Source organism: Variovorax sp. PCZ-1, assembly GCF_018413605.1.
Taxonomy (GTDB): Bacteria; Pseudomonadota; Gammaproteobacteria; order Burkholderiales; family Burkholderiaceae_C; genus JANMDU01.
The window spans coordinates 161,500-181,219 of sequence record NZ_JAHCDN010000002.1 but is presented as its reverse complement, the minus strand read 5'-3'; the positions used below and the strand labels follow the sequence as shown (position 1 = coordinate 181,219).

Sequence of the window (19,720 nt, the reverse complement as noted above, 5' to 3'; positions counted from 1 at the left end):
TGTTTTCTGCAACCATGAGCACCACGACTTATCGCAACCACACTGTCGAACGCACCGAGCGCCCCTGGGGCTGGTATGAATCCATCGACGAAGCACCTGGTCTCAAAGTCAAACGCATCGGTGTGCATCCTGGCAAACAAATCAGCCTACAAAAGCATGCCCAGCGCGCCGAGCATTGGCTTGTCGTTCGCGGTAAGGCCGTTGTCACCCTTGGGCAAGCGGATGGCAGCATGCGCGAAATTAAGCTGGAAGTTGGCCAGCATTGCGACATTGCCCTCGGCCAAATTCACCGCTTGGCCAACCGCACCGAAGAGCCCGTGGAGATCGTGGAAGTGCAGCTTGGCAGCTATTTGGGTGAGGATGACATCACCCGCTTGGCGGATGACTTCGGCAGAGTATGAGCCCCTTATCGAGTCACTTTTATGCCAAAAGTGGCCATTCGCCGGCATAGATACTGCGCAGAGTGCTATTCTTTCAATAGTGATTGTGTGAACCCATGCGCTGGCTCCTCATCACCGTTCTCGCCCTCTTCCTGCTCAGCTGGCTCGCCCCCTTCCTGCGCCGCTTCGGCTTCGGCAGGCTTCCCGGCGATTTCAATTTCAAAATGCGCGGCAGGGATATCAACATCCCGCTAGGCTCCACCATCGTGCTCAGCCTGCTGTTTTCCCTGATCAGCTATGTGATTTAAGTTTCCGTTCGGGCTGAGCTTGTCGAAGCCTTTCTATCAAGCGCCTTTAAACTCCCCCTAGAATCCCATCATGAGCATCAAATCAGACAAATGGATCCGCCGCATGGCCGAGCAACACGGCATGATCGAGCCCTTCGAACCCGGCCAAGTGCGCGCACGCGAGGTCAATGGCGTGAGCCAAAAACTCATCAGCTACGGCACCAGCAGCTACGGCTACGACATCCGCTGCGCCCCCGAATTCAAAGTCTTCACCAACATCCACAGTACCGTCGTTGACCCGAAAAACTTCGATGAAAAAAGCTTCGTCGATTTCCACGGCGACAGCTGCATCATCCCCCCCAACAGCTTCGCCCTAGCGCGCACGGTCGAATACTTCCGCATCCCCCGCAACGTGCTCACCATCTGCTTGGGCAAAAGCACGTATGCAAGATGCGGCATCATCGTCAACGTCACCCCCTTCGAGCCCGAATGGGAAGGCTACGTGACCCTAGAGTTCAGCAACACCACGCCCCTCCCCGCCAAAATCTACGCCGGCGAAGGCTGCGCCCAAGTGCTCTTCTTCGAAAGCGATGAAGTCTGCGAAACCAGCTACAAAGATCGCGGCGGCAAATACCAAGGACAGCATGGGGTGACGTTGCCGAAAGCTTGAACAGCGTCTCACATACGTAAGGATTCACGGTTATCCACAAGTCTTTTTTGGCATGAAAATAGACAATGACTCCAAGGAAAATCCAAGGCGGTATTTAGGCCTATTTGCTATGGCTGACGATCATCAGGTTGTCGGAGAATTAAAGTTGGACGGGACTCAGACAAGCTTAGATCTGAACTCAGATAAGTGGCTGCCTCACATAGACCAAGGTTCGGTAGTTAGAGGGCGAGCCTTTAGCGGGGAGCATCTCACTTTGCTGAACTGTCTTAGCGCTGGTAATGGAACTATAAGTTTCAGCGACACGGATAGAAGGTATCGAACTAGTGTGTTTCCACACTTCACAGCCATTGGACGATGCCACATTGAGCCGATCGGTAACTCAGTGAAAGCGATTCATTTCAGCACTACTGATTTGCATACACTTTTCTATGATTTTGATGCTTTCGGTACGCTAATTGACGCAGAGCCTGTGATTGATACTATTCTGCAAGAACGTCGGAAGCTACGCCCAGTTTCCTCTGGTGACTGGCCAATCATCGGATACTTTACAGGCAAAAATCTCATTGCTTCAGCAGATACCGAAGTCGGTCGAATACTAGTAAAACACTATCCGCAGTACAGCTCGGGAGGCACATCCGGGGTACATATCCAAAATCAAATTCGCGTATCTATTGAACCCAAAGTGTCCACCACAATTGATGCTGCTATCGACTCAGTGTACGTAGTTGCATGTTTTCTTTCATTTTTTGCAGGCCGTCGCCAGAGCATCGATGAGATAGTTGTCACAACAACCGAAGTGCTAGACGACATTGAGACTTCCTTAGAAATTGTGCCTAGTTACAGATGGGGCAACGGAATTGAGGACAAATTACTTGCTCCGCATCCTGGTGATATTCCTTTAGATCCAATTCGATGTAGTCAGGAATTCAACACAGTCTTAATCGCTTGGATTGCTCGCTCCGGAGGCTGGAGGCGAGCACGCGGACAGATGCTCAACTGCTTGACTAAATCCAATACTTATGATTCTGACCGATTAGTTGCTGCTGCAAACGCTTTCGATATCCTTCCACCAGAGGCCGTGCCGACAGCAAACTCGCTGACTGAAGATATTGTCCAAGCCCATGATGCATGCCGCGATATTTTTCGGCGACTACCTAAAAGTGCTGAGCGCGATAGCGTACTTTCTACATTGGGCAGACTTGGTAAACCATCTTTGCCGAAAAAAGTTGCCCATCGTGCTGCTATTGTGGAGCTTCAAATAGGTGAGAAATTTCCTGAACTCCAATATGTAGGCAGTCTAGCCGTGAAGTGTCGTAATTTCTATGTGCATGGAACATCGGCAACTTTTGATTTTTCAAAATTTGAAGCGCACACGCCATTCTTGACAGATGCTCTTGAGTTTATTTTCACTGCGTCAGACTTTATCGAGGCGGGCTGGAATGCACCGCGGTGGCTGAAGAATCCGTATGGCTGGGGGCATAGCTTCACAAGATTCCGGGATGGATATACCGCTCACTTAGCCGAGCTTAAACGTGCTGATCAAATGTAATTACTAGCGCAAGCTAGTAAATTGCACCATACACCCAGCCAATTTTATTACTACGACTTAGTGATAGTCACTCTCACGCTGATGCTTGATCGCCAAAACTGACACAACGCCCTCTGGCCGGATTTCAAATAAAGCGATGTACCCTGAGCTGCCTTGATCAATGATCAGTTCACGAAGTTGCACGCCGTCCTGAAAACTGGCCTTGCGGCAACTGTGCGGTATGACTTCTAAAAGCTTGAGGCTTTTGTAGATGCGCTCCATGGCTTGGTCTGCATACTCTGGCGCAGCATCCAGCAAAAAAGCATAGAGGCGTTCTAGGTCTTCCAGTGCGGTTTGCTCAATGGCGACGGTGTAAGACTGCATCAAGCAGCTTTCTTCTCACACGCGGCCTTTGCTGCAAGCTCTTGTTTTTTCTTCTCCGTCATGGCGCGCAGAGAAGTCATGACTTCATCAATGGTGTAAGTTTTACCGCCAGCATCAATTCGCCTAGATGCTTCCATCGCTCTCGCGTAAAACGCTTCATCTTCTTTGCGAGCTCTTGCACGCTCCATGATGCTCTCTTGAATGAAGCTGGAAAGCGTTTCATTGGGGCGCAGCACGGACTCGACGAAAGCGCGGTCTTCGGCTGTGGTGCGGACGACGGGGAATGTGGCAGCGCTCATGCTGGGCTCCTTTTGATTGCATTGCAATTGTAATGCAAAGGCTTATTTTGCAGCAACTGCTAGCCTCGCCGCCGCCAAATCCCAGGCTGCCCAGCCGCAGCTTTTGAAGAGGACTGAGCCTGTGCGTTTTGCTTTCGCCTCGCTACGCACGATTTGCGCTAGCGTGGGAAATTGAGCGATATCTAAACCGGCTTGGATCAAATCGCCGGCTTCGTGGGCTGCGTCTTTCGTGTCCACCACGATTTGACCTTCAGTGGCAATGTATTGGCAAAGCGAAGGCGCAAGTTCGATCATGTTGGGCTTGAAAGCGCCTACTGCGGCGATGAAGGCATCGGCTCGCGGTTGAGCCGAAAGCACAATGCCGCTGGCGGGCGTGCAGGTGACGACCAAAGGGCATTGTGCGAGCGCGGCATTAGGCTCTTGCGTGATGCTGGCTTGCAGGCCGAGCGTGCGGGCGTAGGCAGCCAGACGCTCGCTGCTCTCGGGTGTGCGCGAGGCGATGATGACTTCTTGGATGCCCAAGCCTTGCGCAAACGCCTCAAGGTGCGCTTGGCCTTGCACGCCTGCGCCGACGATCAGCAGCGGGCCTTGTGTGTTGACGGCTAGGCGTTGCGCTGCCAGTAAAGAAACTGCTGCAGTGCGGCGAGCAGTGATCGTGGGACCATCGAGGATGGCGATGCGCTCGCCGATTTTCACGTCAAACACGATCACATCACCTTGAATCGTGGCACGGCCTTGCGCTGCATTGGCTGGCGTGAAGCTGATGAGCTTGGTGATAGCGATGCGCCCGTCTGTCGCTGGCATCACAAAAAGTGATGCACCACCAGGTAAGCTTTGCACGATGCGCTCGGGCACTTGGGCGCTGCCTTCTTGAAGCATCCGCGTTATTTCTTCAGCGAGTGCAGCGTAGGGCAGAAGAGTAGCAGTTTGAGAAGCGTTAAGGATCATTTTTATAAAGAAAATCGAGTATTCGCCGGCATAGAATCTGCGCAGAATGCTATCAAATTAATAGCAATAAAATACAAGCTAGAAACTGTATTTCAACCGATCTTCTCAGAAAGAACAACAATGACGCAAGAGCCCAACATTACCAACACGCTAGATTTCACCGGCCGCGTGGCTATCGTTACGGGCGCGGGCGGCGGCTTGGGGCGCTTGCATGCGCTGGCGCTGGCTAAGCGTGGCGCGAAGGTGCTGGTGAATGATTTGGGCGGCATGCTCGATGGCACGGGCGGTTCGCCTGCTGCTGCTCAAAAGGTGGTGGATGAGATCGTGGCTGCTGGCGGCCAGGCTCTGGCCAATGGCGCATCGGTCACGGATTTTGCCGCCGTTGAAGCGATGGTGGCGCAAGCCGTGAATACTTGGGGGCGCGTGGATATTTTGGTGAACAACGCGGGCGTGCTCCGCGATAAATCGTTTGCGAAGATGGAGATGGATGATTTCCGCTTTGTGGTGGATGTGCATCTGATGGGCGCGGCGCATTGCAGCAAGGCGGTGTGGACGCAGATGATGGCGCAAAAATATGGCCGCATCGTGATGACGACTTCCAGCACCGGGCTCTATGGCAATTTTGGGCAGGCGAACTATGGCGCGGCAAAGCTGGCGCAAGTGGGCTTGATGCAGACGCTGGCGATTGAGGGCGGCAAGCATGGCATTCATGTGAATGCGCTTGCGCCAACAGCGACGACCCGCATGACGGAGGCTTTGTTTCCGGAAGATGTGCGCGAGGCGTTCAAACCGGAAGCTGTGGTGCCAGCCATGCTCGTACTCGCACACGAGAGCGCCCCCACGCGCACGATCCTCTGCGCGGGCGCTGGAGGCTTTGAAGCGGCGCATATCACGCTAACGCAAGGTATTCATTTGGGGCTGGGCGATAGCGTGCCTGAGCAGTTGGCGGCATCGCTTGCGCAGGTCACGGATCGCACAGGGAGCAGCGTGCCCGGTAGCGGCGCAGAGCAAGGCGCTAATGAGATGCGTCTGCTGAGAAGCATGTAAACTTTCGTTTTCAATTCAGGGGAAAATTCATGAAAATCACCGCCTCCAGCTTCAAAGCCTACGATATTCGCGGCATCGTACCCAGCGCACTGAATGAAGAATTCGCATTGGGCCTCGGCCGCGCCTTTGGCACGATGGCGTTGCGTGAGGGGCAGAAGGCTGTGGCTGTTGGAAGAGATGGGCGCTTGAGCGGCCCGGCTTTATCTTCTGCGCTTGTCCGCGGATTGCAAGAAGCTGGTGTGCAAGTGATCGATGTGGGCTTGGTGACTACGCCTTTGCTTTACTTCGCGGCGAATACGCTGTGCGAGAGCGGCATCCAAGTCACTGGCAGCCACAACCCGAAAGATTACAACGGCTTCAAAATGGTGATGGGTGGCCGTGCGATTTATGGTGACGAGATTCAAGCGCTGCGCCAGATGATGGAGAGCGAAAGCTGGACATTGCAAGCCGGTGGCTCTGTGCGCAATGTGAATGTGGAAGCGCCATATCGTGATCGCATTGCAAGCGATATTCACTTAAAGCGCCCGATGAAAATCGTGGTGGATTCTGGTAACGGGATTGCAGGTGCAACAGCTCCAGAGATTTTCCGCAAACTCGGCTGTGAAGTGATCGAGCTGTTCAGCGAAGTCGATGGCAATTTCCCCAACCATCACCCAGACCCGAGCAAACCCGAGAATCTCCAAGACCTGATTCGTACTTTGCAAACCACTGATGCGGAGCTAGGCTTCGCTTTCGATGGCGATGGCGATCGTTTGGGTGTCGTCACCAAAGACGGGCAGGTGATCTACCCTGATCGTCAAATGATGCTCTTCGCTCAAGACGTGCTCTCGCGCGTGCCCGGCAGCACGATCATGTTTGATGTGAAATGCTCTCAAAGACTCGCTCCAGCGATTGAAGCAGCAGGCGGCGTGGCTGAGATGTATAAAACCGGCCACTCCCTCATCAAAGCCCGCATGAAGCAAAACGGCTCGCCCCTGGGCGGTGAGATGAGCGGACATATTTTCTTCAAAGAGCGTTGGTTTGGCTTTGACGATGGTACGTATGCTGGCTGTCGTTTACTAGAAATTCTGAGTGCATCCGCTGATGCCAGCAAAGTGCTCAATGGTCTGCCCACAAGTTTTTCTACGCCCGAGCTCAATGTGGCCTGCCAAGAAGGTGAGCCGCACCGAGTCGTTGCGCAGCTTCAATCTCAGGCCAAGTTTGCAGCGCCTGCAAAAATCAACGACATCGATGGTCTGCGCGTGGATTGGCCAGATGGCTTTGGCCTGATCCGCGCCTCCAACACCACGCCGGTGCTGGTGCTACGTTTTGAAGGCCATACCGAGGCAGCCTTGCATCGCATTGAGCATGACATGATGGCTCTGCTCAAAACAGCCAAGCCCGATGCTAAGGTGCAGGCCTCAGCGCACTGATCCATTGCTATTTCCATGCAGGCATTCGCGCTTTCCGTTTATCGCCTGCTCACTTGGGCTTTGCAGCCGCTGATTCACCTGCGCCTTGCGCGCCGCGCAGCAAAAGAGCCGCTCTATGGCCAATGGATCGAGGAGCGATTTGGCGAGTATGCACAACCGCGCTCTTCAGGCTGGGTGTGGATTCATGCCGTTTCTTTGGGCGAGACGCGCGCTGCGGCGATTTTGCTGCGCGAGCTGCGAGCGCAGCTTCCTGGCATGAAACTGTTGCTCACACATGGCACGGCCACAGGGCGCGAAGAAGGTCTCAAGCTTCTGCAGACCGGAGATTTACAAGTCTGGCAGCCTTGGGACAGCAAAGAAGCCGCGCAGCGTTTCATCGCGCATTTCAAGCCGCGCATCGGTATCGTGATGGAGACTGAGGTGTGGCCCAATCTCTGCGCTGCCGCTCAATCAGCTGGCGTGCCCATGGTGTTAGCCAATGCAAGGCTCAATGCTCGCTCTCTGCGTAAAGCGCTGCGTCTAAGCGCTTTGTCTCGACCTGCCTACGCCAGCTTCCATCGCGTGCTCGCGCAAACGCAAGACGACGCGGATCGTCTGCTGCTAGCTGGCGCAAAGGATGTGTTGGTGATGGGCAATTTGAAATTTGATATCAGCCTGGATCTCAGCTTGCAAAGCACAGGGCAGAAATTCAAGCAAAACTCCCCCCCCTTAGTGCTGATGCTAGCCAGCAGCCGAGAGGGGGAAGAAGCTCAATTTTTAGAGGCAATTCGTGGGTTTGCCGGCTTACAGACTGCGCAAAGTGCTACTGAATTAGTAGCAAACAAAATGTCAGTACCCATCCAATACATGATCGTACCGCGCCATCCGCAGCGTTTTTCTGAAGTGCAGCAGCTGTGCGAGCAAGCAGGCCTGCGCGTTTCACGCCGCAGCCAATGGCAGGACCGCACTGAGCCTGCCGATATTTGGCTGGGCGATAGTTTGGGCGAAATGGCGATGTATTACAGCTTGGCAGATGTTGCCTTGCTCGGCGGCAGCTTCGAGCCCTTGGGTGGGCAAAACCTGATCGAAGCTATTGCTGCAGGTTGCCCTGTGATCATGGGGCCACACACCTACAATTTTCAAGAAGCCAGCGATACAGCTGAGATGGCGGGCGCCGCAGTGCGCGTGCCCGATATGGCGTCTGGCTTACTAAAAGCGGCTGAACTCTTGGCAGACACAAGCCAACGCCAAACGCTTCAACTGGCCGGCGCCAAATGGTTATCAGCTTCGCAGGGCGCTGCAACCCAGCAGGCAAATGCTGTGGCGCAATTACTCCACTAGCGCAACACGCGCCCATCCGAAGTGACGGTGACCAGATCAATCGTGCGCGCAGCATCACGCACACCCGCGCGCAGGTTCACACGAAAGCCGCCGACGTCGTAATCCGTCATACCCGCCAGCGTTTTCTGCAGACTGGCAGAGTCAAAGCCCTTACCAGCGCGGCGCACGGCCTCCGCAAAAGTCTTCGCTGCGATGAAGCCTTCCAAGCTTTCATACGAAGCGGTTTGGTCAGAGGTTTCTATCGCTGCCAGATATTCCTTGACGATCGGTATCGTGACGCTGCGCGGTGATGGCACGACTTGCGAGATCACCACGCCCCCAATTTCTTTGCCCAGGGCAGCAAACAGTGGATCCAGCCCGACCACTGAAAAATTCATGAACGCGCCTGCATACCCGGCCTTACGCATCTGGCGAATGAAAGCGGCCGTGGTGTTGAACAAGGCCACCTGGATCACCACTTGCGGCTGCGCCTTCATGATGCTGGCCACTGCAGCCTGCACCTTGTCGCTATTGACTGGCACCGAGGCCGAAGCGACCAGTGGCTGCATTTTTGCTTCTGCCAAAGCCTGTGTGACTGCTGCCAAGCCGGCGCGCCCCATGGCATCGTCTTCTGACAACACAGCGATTCGTGTTTGCGAAAGCGTTTGGCAATGCCGCACGATACGAAAAGCTTCATCGGACAAACTGGGACGCACATGAAACACATGTGTTTGCTCTTTGGCGCGCAAAGCATCCGAGCCTGCATATGGCGCAAAAAATACTGTTTCACTGGCTTTGGCCGCTGCTGCAGCCGCATCACTGCTTGCTGTGCCCACATAACCAAACAAGGCATCGACTTTGTCGGTCATCAGCTGCTTGGTGTTGGCGGCGGCTTTGGCAGCATCGTAGCTATCGTCCAAGATTTTTTGCTCGAAGGTGTAGCCTGGATTGTTTTTCCGCTCATTGAAACTGCTGAAAAACAGCTTGGCGCCATTGCTGTAAGCCGCACCAATCTGATCGGCAGCGCCCGTGAGCGGTACAGATTGCCCCAAAACAATGCGGCGTACAGCCGATGGCTTGGCCTGTGCCCAGGCCAATTGAGCTGCTGGCTGAGCAAGCAATGCACCCATGGCAAGCATTTTGAGGGGGAGACGGCGTGGGATGAGCTTCATGGCAATTCCTGAACAAAACTTGATACGGTTTGTAAACCACACATCAGCGCACGGCAATCGGTATTTACAGCCATGCCCGCATCAACTAGGATGCGTTTGGACACACAACAAAGGCGGTTTGCCATACAAGCACAGGAGTCTTCACATGGGCATGTTTGACTGGACAGAAAGATCTTCCGATACCTTAGCCTCAGGTGGCGTGATTGCCCCTGATGAGCGACTGCCCTGGGGGCAAACTGCGGCACTGGGCGTGCAACACGTGATTGCGATGTTTGGCGCAACTGTGCTGGCGCCGATTCTGATGGGCTTTGATCCGAATGTGGCCATTCTCATGAGTGGCATCGGCACTTTGATTTTCTTCTTCATCACCGGCGGCAAAGTGCCCAGTTATTTGGGATCAAGCTTTGCATTCATTGGTGTGGTGATTGCTGCGACGGCCTATGCGGGCAAAGGGCCGAATGCCAATATTGGTGTGGCGCTCGGCGGCATCATTGCCTGCGGCGTGCTCTACACCTTGATCGGTGTGATCGTTCAAGCTGTAGGTACAGGCTGGATCGAGCGTTTCATGCCGCCAGTCGTCACTGGCGCTGTGGTGGCGGTGATTGGCCTGAATCTGGCCAGTGTGCCAGTGAAAAATATGGCGTCGAGTAATTTCGATTCGTGGATGCAAGCCGTGACATTTGTTTGTGTGGGCTTGGTGGCTGTGATGACGCGTGGCATGGTGCAACGCTTGCTGATCTTGGTAGGCCTGATCATCGCGAGCATCATTTATGCCATTCTTGCGAACGGTCTGGGCATGGGCAAACCGATGGATCTGAGCGGCGTGATGAGTGCAGCTTGGGTAGGCATGCCCAATTTTTCAGCGCCCGTGTTTAGCGCAAACGCTATGCTGCTCATTGCGCCTGTCGCGATTATTCTGGTCGCAGAAAACTTAGGTCACATCAAAGCCGTGACTGCCATGACAGGTAAGAACCTCGATCAATACATGGGGCGCGCCTTCATCGGCGATGGCGTGGCCACGATGGTCAGCGGCGCATCAGGCGGCACAGGCGTGACGACCTATGCCGAAAACATTGGCGTGATGGGCGCGACCAAGGTGTATTCCACTGCGATGTTTGTGGTGGCTGCCGTGCTGGCCGTGGTGCTCGGCTTTTCGCCGAAATTCGGCGCGCTGATTCAAGCAATTCCGTTGCCTGTGATGGGCGGCGTGAGCATTGTGGTGTTTGGCTTGATTGCTGCGGCGGGCGCGAAGATTTGGGTGGATAACCGCGTCGATTTTTCTCAAAACAAAAATCTCATCGTGGCCGCCGTGACCATGATTTTGGGCACAGGTGATTTCACGCTCAAATTCGGCAGCTTCGCACTCGGCGGCATCGGCACAGCCACCTTTGGCGCCATCTTGCTGTATGCGCTGCTTAATCGCGATAACAAATAATCTGCTATTGATTAAATAGCACTCTGCGCAGTAATTACGCCGGCAAACTGCTCAAAAGGCTTCAAAATGAAGCGGCTTGAGCAGCCAAACGCGTGATGCTTTCCCAATCACCCGTGGCCAGCGCATCGCCCGGCACGAGCCATGAGCCGCCCACACAGACCACATTAGGCAGACTCAAAAACTCTTTTGCGTTATTTACACTCACGCCCCCAGTGGGGCAAAACTTCACATCAAAAAACGGACCGCTCCAAGCTTTGAGCATGGCAGGGCCGCCTGCTTGCATCGCAGGGAAAAACTTGAGTTCGCGATAACCGGCCTCGCTAGCCATCATGATCTCGCTGCCCGTGGCCACGCCAGGAAGCAGCGGCAAGCCAAGATCGCGACACGCTTGGCCCACAGCATTCGTGAAACCAGGGCTCACGGCAAACCTCGCGCCCGCACGCGCAGCCGCTTGCGCCTCTGCAGGCGTGCGCACCGTGCCCGCGCCGGCGACGGCTTCAGGTACTTCCTTGGCGATGCGCTCGATGCATTCCAATGCCACAGGCGTGCGCAGCGTGACTTCCAGCATGCGGATGCCGCCCGCCACCAAGGCACGCGCCATCGGCACGGCATGCGCCACATCATTCAATACGATCACCGGGATGACTGGTGCATCTTGCATCACATCAAGCGATGTGAGTTTCGCGGGTAAAGCCTTCAGTGTTTGACTTAAAGCCATGAGCATGCTCCTTCTTCTGCAGACAAAGCATTTCGGCGCGAGGCCGCGAACAATTCACGCCCCATACCCAAGCCATTGCCATGCGTTAAATCTACAGGCATCTGCGCCAAAGGTCGCGACGCCCACTCGGCCTCGCTCACCAAAGCTTGTAGCGTGCCGGCCACGCCATCCAAACGGACGATATCCCCATCGCGCAACTTGGCAAGAGGCCCGCCGCCTAAAGCTTCGGGGCTCACGTGAATTGCCGCCGGTACTTTGCCGGATGCGCCGCTCATGCGACCATCTGTGACGAGTGCCACTTTGAAGCCCTTACCTTGCAGCACCGCGAGTGGTGGCGTGAGCTTGTGCAGCTCAGGCATGCCATTCGCGCGCGGGCCTTGCCAGCGCACGACCACCACCATGTCTCGCTCCATTTCACCCGCTTTGAATGCAGCGAGCATGGCCTCTTGGCTGTCAAACACCCGTGCAGGCGCTTCGACGATGTGCCGATCCTCTGGAACGGCCGATACCTTGATCACGCTGCGCCCTAAGTTGCCTTGCAAGAGCTTCAAGCCGCCCGTGGCGCTGAACGGCTCGGCGGCTGGCCGCACCACGCTCGTGTCTTTGCTCACGCCAGTATCGTTCCACACCAGCTTGTTGTCGCTCGCCGTAGGAATCTTGGTGAACTCGCGCAAGCTGCTCGATACGGTGGCCACATCGGCATGCATAAAGCCCGCGTCGATCAACTCACGAATCACAAAGCCCGGCCCGCCAGCAGCTTGGAACTGATTCACATCTGCACTGCCATTCGGATACACACGCGAGAGCAGCGGCACGCAATCGGAGAGTTGCGAGAAATCATTCCAATCAATGATAATGCCCGCAGCGCGCGCCACGGCCACCCAGTGAATCAGGTGATTCGTGGAGCCGCCCGTGGCGAGCAATGCCACCATCGCATTCACAATACAGCGCTCATCGACCAGCTCGCCTATCCGCTTGGCTTGCTTGGTGGCTGCGAGCACGGTGCGCGCAGCCTCGCGTGTGAGCAGTTCGCGCAGATTTCCACCCGTCGCTTCATCTGGGTTCACAAACGCCGTACCTGGCACATGCAAGCCCATGGCTTCCAAGAGCATTTGATTGCTATTGGCTGTGCCGTAAAAAGTGCAAGTGCCTGGGCCGTGATAAGCCTTGCTTTCTGCTTCGAGCAGTTCTTTGCGGCCTACCAAGCCTTGCGCCGCTTGCTCACGCACTTTGGCCTTCTCGTTGTTCGACAGTCCCGACGTCATCGGCCCTGCTGGCACAAACACCATTGGCAAATGCCCAAAATGCAAAGCACCGATGAGCAGGCCAGGCACGATCTTGTCGCACACGCCAAGCATCAGCGCGCCATCAAACACATCATGCGAGAGCGCAATCGCCGTGCCTTGGGCGATGTTGTCTCGGCTGAAGAGCGAGAGCTCCATGCCTGCTGTGCCCTGCGTCACGCCATCGCACATCGCGGGCACGCCGCCCGCCACTTGCGCGGTTGCGCCATGTTTGCGCAACTCGTCTTTGATGATGCTGGGAAAACCCGCCAGCGGTGCATGCGCGGAGAGCATGTCGTTGTAGGCATTGACAATGGCGATGTTGGGTGCCTTCTCAGCCACGACTTTGAACTTATCGTTGGCAGGCAATGCAGCAAAAGCATGCGCCACATTGGCGCAGCCCATACGATCGGCACCACGATCACGCGATGCAGCCGCTTTGATCAGCGCGAGGTAAGCGCTACGCGTGGGCGCACTGCGCTCGCGGATGCGCTGAGTGACGGCTTCAATGACAGGATGGAGTTTCATGAATCACTAAATTGATGTAACTTAATTACGCAATCATACGACGATGGCTCAGATTTAGCCAGCGCCCAGTTACATGCGAGCAACAAAAAGCCGCTTCGAAGAGCGGCTTTTTTGAGAACGCAACGAAGCTCAGATCATGAACACTTCAACGCGACGGCCTTCGGCTGCAGATGTTGCACCTGCTTTGATATCGTTCGGGCGCACCAAGACGATTTGATCAGCCGGTACACCGGAGCTGGTGAGCAAATCACGAACAGCAAAGGCGCGTTGCTTGGCCAACTCAGCATTTTGAGCCGCATTGCCCGATGGATCCACAAATCCACTGATCCCTACTTTTTTGCCTGTTTTGGCAGCAGCCACAATATCCGCCAGCGCATTCACACCGCCTTGTGCCAACTCAGCCTTGCCGGATGCGAAGTAAAACTTCACCACACCGTTTTCCACCGTCACGCTAGCGCCATCAGTGCCAGGTGTTGCCGCAGGCGTCGCTGCTGCGGGTGCTGCAGCTGCAGCGGCAACAGCAGGCTTGCTGCTGTCCTTGTCGCCTTTTCGCATCACGGCAAAACCCAACACAGAAGCCACCACGATTGCAATCAATACAAAAACCAACCCTAGCGCAAAGCGGCTATCTTGATCATTATCAGTATTCATAACCTACATTCCTTTATTGAACAGCTTCTATTGTAAATTGTCAGCATGTCTATCGCTTTTCCTGCACACCCCCTTCCTGAAACCAGCAGCCAACGAGACCCTGCAAGGATGTTCGACCAGGTCTTGGTGCGATGGCAGGATCAACAAAGCGATTTATGGATATTTGGCTACGCTTCCTTAATCTGGCGACCAGAGTTTGAGTTCACAGAGCGCCGCGCGGCGCGAGTGCATGGTTGGCATCGTGCATTGGAGATGTGGAGCCGCATCAACCGAGGCACTCCCGACTGCCCTGGCCTTGTCTTCGCCCTGCTGCGCGGTGGCAGTTGCCAAGGCGTGGTCTTTCGTATTCCTGCTGCGCAAGCGGAGCAGGCCCTGAAAGATCTGTGGTTCAGAGAAATGCCCACGGGCGTGTATGACCCGCGCTGGCTTCGCTGCGCCACGGCGCAAGGCGATGTCCATGCATTGGCCTTTACTCTGTCGCAGAGCAGCCCCAGCTACTGCGGGCAGCTCGACATGCAGCAATACCGCCAGATCTTTGCTGAATCGTGCGGCCGCTACGGCACCACGCTGGACTATGCGCAACGCACTTACGAGAGCCTCTTGGCTGAAGGCATCGACGACCATGCCCTAGCGCGCTTACTGAAACTTGCTGGCAAATAGAGTCAACGATCAGCGCCAGCAAGTAGCATCACGCGATACATCACACCAGCAGCGCGTTCACCCTCTTCACATAGGCTGCAGGATCATCAGGCAGACCACCTTCGGCCAGCAGGGCTTGATCAAACACGATATGTGCGAGATCGTTGAAATGCACGCCATCGGTGTTTAGACGTTTGACTAGAGCGTGATCGACGTTTACCTCCAGCACGGGCTTGACCTCTGGCGCAGTCTGGCCAGCTGCTTTGAGCATGCGAGCCAGTTGCAGGCTCATGCCGCCATCGTCTTTCACCACCAAACAGGCAGGTGAATCCACGAGGCGAGTCGTCACGCGCACATCATCAGCCTTGCCTTTCAAAGCTTCTTTGAGTTTGGCGATCAGCTCTTTGGAAGTTTCAGCGGCTTCTTCAGCTTTCTTCTTTTCCTCTTCATCTTGCAGCTTGCCTAAATCCACTGCGCCTTTGGCCACAGACTGCATGGCCGTGCCATCAAACTCATTGAGATGCGAGAGCGCCCACTCATCGACGCGATCGGTCATGAGCAGCACTTCGATGCCTTTTTTCTTGAACACTTCGAGCTGCGGGCTGCTCTTGGCGGCGGCCAGCGTGTCGGCGGTGATGTAGTAAATCGCTTCTTGGCCTTCTTTCATGCGGGCTTTGTAGTCAGCAAGGCTCACCGTCACGGTATCAAAGCTCGTTGACGCAAAGCGCAGCAGCTTGGCAATACGCTCGCGGTTGGCAAAGTCTTCGCCCAAGCCTTCTTTGAGCACGGAGCCGAATTCTGAGTAGAAGGCGGTGAACTTGCCTTCTTTGGCTTTGTCGGCTTCATCGACGATATCCGTGACTTCTTTGCTGTCAGTAGAAGCAGCATGGCTGTCATGCTTGGCCAAATCTTCCAGCATAGAGAGCACACGTTTGGTGTTGCCTTCGCGGATGGTGCGCGTATCGCGGCTTTCTTGCAGGATTTCTCGGCTCACATTGAGTGGCAAGTCTGCTGAATCCACCACGCCTTTGATGAAGCGCAGATACGTAGGCATGAGGCTCTCGGCATCGTCCATGATGAAGACGCGTTTGACGTAGAGCTTGATACCGGCTTTTTTGTCGCGGTTCCACAAGTCAAACGGCGCTTTGGCAGGAACATAAAGCAGCTGCGTGTATTCCGTGCTGCCTTCGACACGATTGTGTGTATGTGCCAGCGGTGCTTCTTGGTCGTAGGAAATGTTCTTGTAAAAATCGTTGTACTGCTCTTGCGTGATATCTTTCTTCGCGCGCGTCCACAGCGCGGCAGCGGCGTTGATTTTTTCCCACTCGCCGGTTTTGACCATGCCGCCGCCCTTGGTGCCTTTGCTCGGGTCGGCTGGATCAATGGCTTCGCCTTCTTTCCACTCTTCTTTTTCCATCAAGATGGGCAAGCTGATGTGGTCAGAGTATTTGTTGATGATTTCTTTGAGCTTCCATGTGCCTGCATACTCCAGCGCATCTTCGCGCAGGTGCAAGGTGATGCTTGTGCCGCGTGTAGGCTTGGTGATGGTTTCGATTTCGAAGTCTCCCGTGCCGCCGCTCGTCCAGCGTGCGCCTTCTTCGTGCTTCAAGCCAGCGCGGCGCGTCTCGACCACCATCTTGTCAGCCACGATGAAGCCAGAGTAGAAGCCCACGCCGAATTGGCCAATGAGCGAGCCTTCGTCTTTGGCCTGCGACTTCTGAGCATCAGCGAGCTTGCCCACGAATTCTTTGGTGCCGCTCTTGGCAATCGTGCCGAGGTTGTCCACCGCTTCTTGCTGGCTCATGCCGATACCGTTGTCGGCGATAGTCAGCGTCTTGGCTTCTTTGTCGAAGCTCACGCGCACCTCTAAATTGGGCGCATCTTCATAGAGCTTGCCATCTTGGATGGCTTCAAAGCGCAGCTTGTCGCAAGCATCGGATGCGTTAGAAATCAGCTCGCGCAGAAAAATATCTTTATTGGAATACAGGGAGTGCGTGACGAGGTGCAGCAGTTGGGCAACTTCGGCCTGGAAGGAAAGAGTTTGTTTGCTCATGGTGTGTCGTTAAACTAAAAAACAAAACGGGCAAGAAAGAGTCACGAAATTGTGGCTCGCTCGCAGAATTTCAAGAGGGAGAAATTACATTTGCTCCCAAGGCAGGCCGTGAAAACGCCAGCCAGATTGAGTTGAGCGATGGAATTTCTCATCCAGCTCGCCTTCGAAGCCTTCTTTGATATTGGTCACATCGGTAAAGCCTGCGGCATCCAGTGCTTTGGCCGCATCGACGGTGCGCTTACCGCTGCGGCAGATCAAGTAGATCGCACGATCTTTGCGCCCTGCTTCGCGCTCCACAGCTGCAACGAAGGCATTCGGCTGCGGCGTAAGCTCGGGGTACTCATACCAGGCAATATTGACCACACCTGGCGGGCGGCCGACGTAGAGCGATTCAATTTCCATGCGCACATCCACAAACAGTGCATCAGGATTGCTTTTGATGGCTTCCCAGGCGGCGCGGGGGTCAAGGTGTTTCATAAAAGATCAGGCCTTCCTTGGCCTTTTAAGACTCAAACCCAGTATTGTCGCGTAAACAGCAACATGTATTGACCATTCAGCCTTGCACGCTGAATTTGACAATGGCCGCATTCTCAGCTGTACGCTCGCAGCCCAGCGATATCTCGCCTTCACCCACGAGCACGCAATCCGTGCGGCGCAACACCAGCGGCTCGCTCTGGCCGCCCACATACACCCACGTGCCGTAGCTGGAGGCATCGGTGAGCACAAACTGGTTGCCTCGCACTTGCACGCTGGCATGCGTGCGCGAGACGCGTGGATCGCTCACTTCCAGCTCGCATGTGGTGGCTCGCCCCATTTGCACGGCCTTGATGGCGCTGCCTGATTGCTGGAGTTTGACGGTTTTGCCGCCAAAGCTCAATTGCAGCTGCTGTGTGCGCAGCGCTTCCTTGAAAGAGACGCCTAGCATCGTGGCATCGGGATCGATCTCGGATTTTTTCTGCCAATTGATGCGGTAGACCGTGGTCGTTTCTTCCTTGCCGCGTAAAAACATGGGGCCCAAGCTACTGAGTTCGCCGTGGCGGCTGGGGGGAAGCGCGTCATACACGCGCTGGCTGGTGAGGATTTGCCGCGCGCCGGCCAAATCAGCCAAGCGGGCAGCGCTGTTGACCGCATCGCCATAACAATCGCCATTGATCTCCACGACTTCGCCAGATTCCATGCCGATTTGCAGCTCAATCCGCAGGCTGCGGAACGTGCCCGAGCTCACGGCGAGTTTTTCATCAGCAAACAGCATCAACGGCCGCTCCATCAGCTCGCGCTGGATTTCGCAGCAGGCACTGACGGCTTGTTCTTCCTTTGGGAACACAGCAAAAATGCCATCGCCTAAGGTTTTCACCACGCGCCCTTCGTACTGGGTAATAGCGCGTCCCAAAGCATGATTGAGCTGCGTGACCAGATGCGAGGCCGTGGCATCACCGAGCTTTTCAAAAAGCCCTGTGGAGCCCACAAGATCACAGAAGACAACGGTTGGCATAGCAATGATGTTTTAAAACCATTGTAGGCTGAAAGTGTGACATTTTCCGTGAAGAAATTGGCAAGAAATGCGGATACAGGCGGCATAGAATTTGCGCAGAGCGCTATTGAATTAGGAGTACCCAACCTAAGTCGGGTTAACGCTCGGTCTCGATGTCAGGGATGCGATTGAAAGCAATCCGCATCGGCGCATGATCCAGCGCGCCATGCGCGGTGGCGAAATACAGGGCGTTTTTACCGTAGCGGCGATTGATGCCATCCAGTGCATGGAGCAGCTTGGCGCGTTCTCTGATGGGTGCTTTGCTAGCCTTATCCTGTGGAGGCGCATCAAACAAGCCTGGCGTATGTTGACTCGCTGGCACAAGGCCATGCAGCACCATGCCCACGGCCTTGGGGCGCATCAGCAAATGCAGCCCACTGTGCCAAAGCAAATCCAGCGTGTGCAGCAAGATGGCTGTGTCTTGCGTCTGCCCCATACGCGCCTCGCGGTGGCCGCCGCCATGATCAGAATACCCATGGCCGCAGCGCACGCTCACACTGAAAGCCGTGGCATAAAAACCTTGTTTGCGCAGCCGCATTGCCGCCTTTTGCGTGAGCCGATGGAGCACAGCCAGCGCGTCAGTGGGGTTACGCATCGCGGGCGGCAGCATATGCGAATGCCCGAGGCTGCGCGATTCTGTTTTGCGCGGCCCGTAGGCCACGCCGCGCAGTTTGTCATACATCTCATCACCTGCCACACCACCCCAAGCCGTGTGCAGCAAGTCGCGTGGCGCGGCATACAAATCTGCCATGTTGTGAATACCGCAATCATTGAGGCGAACCAGCATGCGCCTGCCCACGCCGGTGATGTCTTGCAGTTTCAGATGCAATAGCTTCTCAGGGATTTCATGCTGCTCGATGATCACCAGGCCATTGGGTTTCATCATGTCCGAGGCCAGCTTGGCCAGCATGGTGTTGGGTGCCACACCGATGCTCACTTGCAACTGATCGCCCACCGAATCCAATATTTCTTGCTTCACCAAACCCGATAGCCGCGTGGCGTGTTCACGCGTTTGGAAGCGCAGCGGCAGCTCGCATTCCATCTCATCAATGCTCATCACTTGTTTCACAGGCAAGATGCGGTCTACCGCCACCACGGCCTTCTCATGCACCGCCACGTATTTCTCATGCTGCGCGTGCACAAACACAATTTCCGGGCACAGCTTGCGCGCATCGCGTACGCCAGTGCCGGTTTTCACACCAAACTTCTTCGCCTCGATGCTGGCCGCAATGCAGCAACTCGTCTCAGCCATCACCGGTACGACTCCCACCGGCCGCCCACGTAAATTCACATCCAGCTGCTGCTCGACGGAAGCAAAGAAGGAGTTGAAATCGACGAAAAAACTGGGAAGCATGCCCTTATTTTAGCGTTTTTACTGTTTTTATAAACAGTATTTGCACGCTATAAATTCAATAGCACTTCGCGCAATATCTACGCCAGCAAACTGCTCAAAATG

20 protein-coding genes are annotated in these 19,720 nt (G+C 55.1%); 9 read left to right on the top strand and 11 right to left on the bottom strand.

All coding sequences use genetic code 11. The features are described from left to right. Positions 1 to 14 precede the first annotated feature (14 nt). From KIH26_RS10975 to KIH26_RS10960, 4 genes are all read left to right on the top strand, one after another. Positions 15 to 401 carry a phosphomannose isomerase type II C-terminal cupin domain gene (locus KIH26_RS10975; protein WP_213445166.1) on the top strand — a complete coding sequence of 129 codons (387 nt, stop codon included), beginning with the start codon at positions 15 to 17 and terminating at the stop codon, positions 399 to 401. A gap of 95 nt (positions 402 to 496) precedes the next feature. Continuing rightward, entirely contained in the window at positions 497 to 688 is a 192-nt protein-coding gene (locus tag KIH26_RS10970) for a DUF2905 domain-containing protein (protein WP_213445164.1), read from the top strand. A gap of 70 nt (positions 689 to 758) precedes the next feature. Continuing rightward, positions 759 to 1,337: a dCTP deaminase gene (gene dcd, locus KIH26_RS10965; protein ID WP_213445162.1), complete on the top strand. Its 579-nt coding sequence runs from the start codon at positions 759 to 761 to the stop codon at positions 1,335 to 1,337. Between the two features lie 52 nt (positions 1,338 to 1,389). After that, on the top strand, positions 1,390 to 2,886 hold the full coding sequence (locus KIH26_RS10960; protein ID WP_283770148.1) for an ApeA N-terminal domain 1-containing protein: 1,497 nt from the start codon (positions 1,390 to 1,392) through the stop codon (positions 2,884 to 2,886). A 57-nt stretch (positions 2,887 to 2,943) separates the two neighbouring features. Here KIH26_RS10960 and KIH26_RS10955 read toward each other — a convergent pair whose 3' ends face one another. The 3 genes from KIH26_RS10955 to KIH26_RS10945 are packed head-to-tail and all read right to left on the bottom strand — an operon-like array spanning position 2,944 to position 4,496. Then, complete coding sequence (locus KIH26_RS10955; RefSeq protein WP_213445159.1) at positions 2,944 to 3,249, bottom strand: type II toxin-antitoxin system RelE/ParE family toxin; 306 nt, start codon at positions 3,247 to 3,249, stop codon at positions 2,944 to 2,946. Continuing rightward, on the bottom strand, positions 3,249 to 3,548 hold the full coding sequence (locus KIH26_RS10950; RefSeq protein WP_213445157.1) for a hypothetical protein: 300 nt from the start codon (positions 3,546 to 3,548) through the stop codon (positions 3,249 to 3,251). The genes KIH26_RS10955 and KIH26_RS10950 overlap by 1 nt, the downstream gene beginning before the upstream one ends. 42 nt (positions 3,549 to 3,590) lie before the next feature. Then, on the bottom strand, positions 3,591 to 4,496 hold the full coding sequence (locus tag KIH26_RS10945; RefSeq protein WP_213445155.1) for a delta(1)-pyrroline-2-carboxylate reductase family protein: 906 nt from the start codon (positions 4,494 to 4,496) through the stop codon (positions 3,591 to 3,593). Between the two features lie 120 nt (positions 4,497 to 4,616). Here KIH26_RS10945 and KIH26_RS10940 point away from each other — a divergent pair, with 120 nt between their 5' ends. Genes KIH26_RS10940 through KIH26_RS10930 form a run of 3 tightly spaced genes read left to right on the top strand, consistent with a single transcriptional unit; the run spans position 4,617 to position 8,275 of the window. Next, positions 4,617 to 5,543: an SDR family NAD(P)-dependent oxidoreductase gene (locus tag KIH26_RS10940; protein ID WP_213445153.1), complete on the top strand. Its 927-nt coding sequence runs from the start codon at positions 4,617 to 4,619 to the stop codon at positions 5,541 to 5,543. A 29-nt stretch (positions 5,544 to 5,572) separates the two neighbouring features. Further along, a complete protein-coding gene (locus tag KIH26_RS10935; protein WP_213445152.1) occupies positions 5,573 to 6,955 on the top strand; it encodes a phosphomannomutase/phosphoglucomutase in 1,383 nt (460 codons plus the stop codon). A 15-nt stretch (positions 6,956 to 6,970) separates the two neighbouring features. Next, complete coding sequence (locus KIH26_RS10930; protein WP_213445150.1) at positions 6,971 to 8,275, top strand: 3-deoxy-D-manno-octulosonic acid transferase; 1,305 nt, start codon at positions 6,971 to 6,973, stop codon at positions 8,273 to 8,275. On the opposite strand, the gene KIH26_RS10925 is transcribed toward KIH26_RS10930, so the two are convergent. Then, the gene (locus KIH26_RS10925) at positions 8,272 to 9,426 is read right to left on the bottom strand and encodes an ABC transporter substrate-binding protein (RefSeq protein WP_213445148.1); all 1,155 of its coding nucleotides are present in this window, start codon (positions 9,424 to 9,426) and stop codon (positions 8,272 to 8,274) included. The two genes, KIH26_RS10930 and KIH26_RS10925, sit on opposite strands and share 4 nt — an antisense overlap. A gap of 145 nt (positions 9,427 to 9,571) precedes the next feature. On the opposite strand from KIH26_RS10925, the gene KIH26_RS10920 reads away from it, so the two are divergent. Next, a complete protein-coding gene (locus KIH26_RS10920) occupies positions 9,572 to 10,861 on the top strand; it encodes a solute carrier family 23 protein (RefSeq protein WP_213445146.1) in 1,290 nt (429 codons plus the stop codon). A 61-nt stretch (positions 10,862 to 10,922) separates the two neighbouring features. Here KIH26_RS10920 and eda read toward each other — a convergent pair whose 3' ends face one another. The 3 genes from eda to KIH26_RS10905 all read right to left on the bottom strand — a co-directional run bounded on the left by eda (position 10,923) and on the right by KIH26_RS10905 (position 14,041). Continuing rightward, a complete protein-coding gene (gene eda / locus KIH26_RS10915) occupies positions 10,923 to 11,579 on the bottom strand; it encodes a bifunctional 4-hydroxy-2-oxoglutarate aldolase/2-dehydro-3-deoxy-phosphogluconate aldolase (RefSeq protein ID WP_283770147.1) in 657 nt (218 codons plus the stop codon). Next, entirely contained in the window at positions 11,570 to 13,390 is a 1,821-nt protein-coding gene (edd, locus tag KIH26_RS10910; RefSeq protein ID WP_213445144.1) for a phosphogluconate dehydratase, read from the bottom strand. Before edd ends, eda begins: the two co-directional genes overlap by 10 nt. Positions 13,391 to 13,519: 129 nt before the next feature. Continuing rightward, positions 13,520 to 14,041, bottom strand: a complete 522-nt coding sequence (locus KIH26_RS10905) for an OmpA family protein (protein ID WP_213445142.1) — start codon at positions 14,039 to 14,041, stop codon at positions 13,520 to 13,522. 45 nt (positions 14,042 to 14,086) lie between these two features. Between KIH26_RS10905 and KIH26_RS10900 the strand changes: the two genes are divergently transcribed. Then, on the top strand, positions 14,087 to 14,701 hold the full coding sequence (locus KIH26_RS10900; protein WP_213445140.1) for a gamma-glutamylcyclotransferase: 615 nt from the start codon (positions 14,087 to 14,089) through the stop codon (positions 14,699 to 14,701). Positions 14,702 to 14,741: 40 nt separating this feature from the next. Here KIH26_RS10900 and htpG read toward each other — a convergent pair whose 3' ends face one another. The 4 genes from htpG to KIH26_RS10880 form a co-directional block, all read right to left on the bottom strand. Continuing rightward, positions 14,742 to 16,733 (bottom strand): molecular chaperone HtpG, encoded by a 1,992-nt coding sequence (gene htpG / locus KIH26_RS10895; protein WP_213445138.1) that lies wholly within the window; start codon positions 16,731 to 16,733, stop codon positions 14,742 to 14,744. An 84-nt stretch (positions 16,734 to 16,817) separates the two neighbouring features. Then, on the bottom strand, positions 16,818 to 17,210 hold the full coding sequence (locus KIH26_RS10890; protein ID WP_213445136.1) for a rhodanese-like domain-containing protein: 393 nt from the start codon (positions 17,208 to 17,210) through the stop codon (positions 16,818 to 16,820). Positions 17,211 to 17,286: 76 nt separating this feature from the next. Further along, positions 17,287 to 18,225 (bottom strand): adenylate/guanylate cyclase domain-containing protein, encoded by a 939-nt coding sequence (locus KIH26_RS10885; protein ID WP_213445134.1) that lies wholly within the window; start codon positions 18,223 to 18,225, stop codon positions 17,287 to 17,289. 136 nt (positions 18,226 to 18,361) lie between these two features. After that, on the bottom strand, positions 18,362 to 19,618 hold the full coding sequence (locus tag KIH26_RS10880; RefSeq protein ID WP_213445132.1) for a DNA polymerase Y family protein: 1,257 nt from the start codon (positions 19,616 to 19,618) through the stop codon (positions 18,362 to 18,364). Positions 19,619 to 19,720: the final 102 nt, after the last annotated feature.

Bases quoted from the DNA above. Each gene is read 5' to 3' on its own strand.
- KIH26_RS10925 (WP_213445148.1), bottom strand. From the start codon at position 9,426: ATGAAGCTCATCCCACGCCGTCTCCCCCTCAAAATGCTTGCCATGGGT.
- KIH26_RS10880 (WP_213445132.1), bottom strand. From the start codon at position 19,618: ATGCTTCCCAGTTTTTTCGTCGATTTCAACTCCTTCTTTGCTTCCGTC.
- KIH26_RS10885 (WP_213445134.1), bottom strand. From the start codon at position 18,225: ATGCCAACCGTTGTCTTCTGTGATCTTGTGGGCTCCACAGGGCTTTTT.
- KIH26_RS10950 (WP_213445157.1), bottom strand. From the start codon at position 3,548: ATGAGCGCTGCCACATTCCCCGTCGTCCGCACCACAGCCGAAGACCGC.
- KIH26_RS10890 (WP_213445136.1), bottom strand. From the start codon at position 17,210: ATGAAACACCTTGACCCCCGCGCCGCCTGGGAAGCCATCAAAAGCAAT.
- edd (WP_213445144.1), bottom strand. From the start codon at position 13,390: ATGAAACTCCATCCTGTCATTGAAGCCGTCACTCAGCGCATCCGCGAG.
- KIH26_RS10900 (WP_213445140.1), top strand. From the start codon at position 14,087: ATGTCTATCGCTTTTCCTGCACACCCCCTTCCTGAAACCAGCAGCCAA.
- dcd (WP_213445162.1), top strand. From the start codon at position 759: ATGAGCATCAAATCAGACAAATGGATCCGCCGCATGGCCGAGCAACAC.
- KIH26_RS10945 (WP_213445155.1), bottom strand. From the start codon at position 4,496: ATGATCCTTAACGCTTCTCAAACTGCTACTCTTCTGCCCTACGCTGCA.
- KIH26_RS10920 (WP_213445146.1), top strand. From the start codon at position 9,572: ATGGGCATGTTTGACTGGACAGAAAGATCTTCCGATACCTTAGCCTCA.
- KIH26_RS10970 (WP_213445164.1), top strand. From the start codon at position 497: ATGCGCTGGCTCCTCATCACCGTTCTCGCCCTCTTCCTGCTCAGCTGG.
- KIH26_RS10960 (WP_283770148.1), top strand. From the start codon at position 1,390: ATGAAAATAGACAATGACTCCAAGGAAAATCCAAGGCGGTATTTAGGC.
- KIH26_RS10940 (WP_213445153.1), top strand. From the start codon at position 4,617: ATGACGCAAGAGCCCAACATTACCAACACGCTAGATTTCACCGGCCGC.
- htpG (WP_213445138.1), bottom strand. From the start codon at position 16,733: ATGAGCAAACAAACTCTTTCCTTCCAGGCCGAAGTTGCCCAACTGCTG.
- KIH26_RS10975 (WP_213445166.1), top strand. From the start codon at position 15: ATGAGCACCACGACTTATCGCAACCACACTGTCGAACGCACCGAGCGC.
- KIH26_RS10905 (WP_213445142.1), bottom strand. From the start codon at position 14,041: ATGAATACTGATAATGATCAAGATAGCCGCTTTGCGCTAGGGTTGGTT.
- eda (WP_283770147.1), bottom strand. From the start codon at position 11,579: ATGGCTTTAAGTCAAACACTGAAGGCTTTACCCGCGAAACTCACATCG.
- KIH26_RS10935 (WP_213445152.1), top strand. From the start codon at position 5,573: ATGAAAATCACCGCCTCCAGCTTCAAAGCCTACGATATTCGCGGCATC.
- KIH26_RS10955 (WP_213445159.1), bottom strand. From the start codon at position 3,249: ATGCAGTCTTACACCGTCGCCATTGAGCAAACCGCACTGGAAGACCTA.
- KIH26_RS10930 (WP_213445150.1), top strand. From the start codon at position 6,971: ATGCAGGCATTCGCGCTTTCCGTTTATCGCCTGCTCACTTGGGCTTTG.